This window comes from Bradyrhizobium sp. Leo170 (assembly GCF_004296405.1).
Lineage (GTDB): Bacteria > Pseudomonadota > Alphaproteobacteria > Rhizobiales > Xanthobacteraceae > Bradyrhizobium.
This window is the reverse complement of the sequence record NZ_PSRR01000608.1, coordinates 1-2476: the sequence shown is the minus strand read 5'-3', so window position 1 is coordinate 2476 and position 2476 is coordinate 1. Positions and strand designations below refer to the sequence as shown.

Sequence of the window (2476 nt, the reverse complement as noted above, 5' to 3'; positions counted from 1 at the left end):
CGCGAGCCGCCCCCACCTCCACCTCCGCCGCCCCCTCCTCCACGGCCGCAGGCGCCCTCGCACGGCGCCGCCCGCTTCTCCTCCGTCTTCGGCACCAGGAGGCGCTGACCATGACCAGGCATCGCGGACGCGGCATCGCGTCGATCAACTACCCGATCGGGATGAATCTCGGCGGTGATCCCAGCCAGGCGCTGGTTCATTCCAATCCCAGCGGCAAGTTCACGGTGGCGCTGTCCTCGATCGATCTCGGCCAGGGCATGAAGTCCGTGACGCGGCAGATCTGCGCGGAGACGCTCGGCGTGCCGGTCGAGGACGTCTATGTCGACACCGCCGATTCCGACACCGGGCCGCACTGCATGGGCTCGTTCGCCTCGCGCGGCACGCATCGTGTCGGCAATGCGGTGATGATGGCCGCACGCGAGGCGCGCGGGGTGATGATGGAGGCGGCCGCCGAGGAGCTGGAGGTGAACGCCGCCGACCTCGAGACCGATGGCCGCGGCAGCATCCACGTCAAGGGCGCGCCGCACCGCTCTGTTTCCACCAAGGACGTGGCGATCGCCGCGCAGTTCAAGCAGGGCAAGACGATCTCCGGCCGCGGCATCTTCCTGGTGCCGCTCTCCGACGTCGACCCTGAAACCGGCGAGATGTCGCCCGCGACATGCTACGCGCATGCCTGCCTGGTCGCCGAGGTCGAGGTCGACGACGAGACCGGAGAGGTCGCGATGGTCCGCATGGACAGCGCCTACGAGCTCGGCCGTGCGCTCAATCCGCGGCTGGTCGAGCAGCAACTGGTGGGCGGCGCCTGGATGGGCATCAGCCACGCGCTCTACGAGACGCCCGAGCCTTATTATCCCGACCCGAGCCACGGGCCACGCGACTTCGTCGAATATCTGATGCCGGGGCCCGGCGACATCTGTCCGCATGACATCGCGGTGCTCGAGCGCCCGGCGGCTGATGGACCGTTCGGCGCCAAGGGGCCGGGCGAGATGTGCGCCAATCCGGTGCTGCCGGCCGTGGCGAACGCGATCTTCAACGCCGTCGGCGTCCGCATCGATGAATTGCCGATCACGCCGGAGAAGGTGCTGCGCGCGATCAAGGCGCAGGGCGGCGCGCGGCCACAGGCGCGGCGCTAGAGGCAGGACACATGCCGGTTCGCAGCAACATCGTCGGCATCGACTCACCGGAAGCGCTGGAGAAGGCGCTGCGCGCGGCCTATTACCTCGCCGACGACGGCATCGCGACCGCGGCTTATCTCTCGCTCGCGCTCGGCAAGCCGCTGCTGCTCGAAGGCGCGCCCGGCGTCGGCAAGACCGAAGCCGCCAAGGCCATCGCCGCCGTGCTCGGGCGCAAATTGATCCGCCTGCAATGCTATGAGGGCATCGACGCCGCGGCCGCGCTCTATGAGTGGAACTATCCGCGCCAGATGCTGGCGATCCGGCAGGCCGGCGACGAGACCATCGACATCTATGGCGAGAGCTTCCTGATCGAGCGGCCGATGCTCGCCGCGCTGCGCGCACCCGACTCGACCGTGCTCTTGATCGACGAAATCGATCGCGCCGACCAGGAGTTCGAAGCCTTCCTGCTCGAATTCCTCTCCGACTTCCAGATCTCGATCCCCGAGCGCGGCACGGTGCGCGCGACTGAACATCCGGTCGTGGTGCTGACCTCGAACCGGACACGGGACCTGCACGAGGCGTTGCGGCGCCGCTGCGTCTATCACTGGATCGACTATCCGACCGCCGAGCGCGAAGCGCGCATCGTCATGATGCGCGCTTCCAGCGTCGCCGAAGCGACCGCGCGCGCCGTCGTTGCCGCCGTCGGCAAGCTCCGGCGCGAACCGCTGAGCAAGGCACCCGGCATCGCCGAGGCGGTCGACTGGGCGGAGGCCGCCACGCTCTTGCACAAAGGCGGCGCGCGCTGGCCGGATGCCTTCAAGCGATCGATCGGCGTCGCGCTGAAGGACGAGGAGGACCTGCATTTCATCTCCCCCCGGCTCGACGCGCTGATAGCGGAGGCTGCCGCGTGACCGACGAATTGCCGCTGCCGCGTGCTATCAAGGTATTCATCTCCTTTGTCGCGCTACTGCGCCACAACGGCTTCGCCGTCGCGCCGGAACAGACCACCGCCTTCCTCGCCGCGATCGAACTGCTCGGGCCACGCAGCCTCGAACACATCCGCCGCGCGGGTCTTGCGACGCTGGCACCGCCGCCGGAACGGCGCGCGACCTATGACCGCCTGTTCGACATCCATTTCCGCGGCAGCGAGGCCATCGAGCGCGCCGAGGGCGAAGACGAGGAAATCGTTCGCCTGCAGGAGGATGGTCGCGGCGAGGATGAACCGCCGCTCGCCGACGAGGCCAACGAATCCGGCCTCGCCGCCGCCCGCACCGAGGCCCTGGTCGAGCGCCGCTTTGCACCCGGCACGACCAGCGATGCGTTGCGACGGCTCTCGCGCGAAGCGCCGAGGCGGCTGCCGC

General features: G+C 68.9%; 2 protein-coding genes and 1 pseudogene. All 3 read left to right on the top strand.

Translation table 11 applies throughout. The features are described 5' to 3' along the window. The first annotated feature begins 110 nt into the window (after positions 1–110). Positions 111–1133, top strand: coding sequence for a xanthine dehydrogenase family protein molybdopterin-binding subunit (locus CWO89_RS43095; RefSeq protein ID WP_130584256.1), 1023 nt, complete (start codon positions 111–113; stop codon positions 1131–1133). 11 nt (positions 1134–1144) lie between these two features. Beyond that, entirely contained in the window at positions 1145–2026 is an 882-nt protein-coding gene (locus CWO89_RS43090; RefSeq protein ID WP_130584255.1) for an AAA family ATPase, read from the top strand. Beyond that, a pseudogene (locus CWO89_RS43085) lies at positions 2023–2476 on the top strand (hypothetical protein); the annotation flags it as partial. The gene CWO89_RS43090 and the pseudogene CWO89_RS43085, both read left to right, overlap by 4 nt.

Bases quoted from the DNA above. Each gene is read 5' to 3' on its own strand.
- CWO89_RS43095 (WP_130584256.1), top strand. From the start codon at position 111: ATGACCAGGCATCGCGGACGCGGCATCGCGTCGATCAACTACCCGATC.
- CWO89_RS43090 (WP_130584255.1), top strand. From the start codon at position 1,145: ATGCCGGTTCGCAGCAACATCGTCGGCATCGACTCACCGGAAGCGCTG.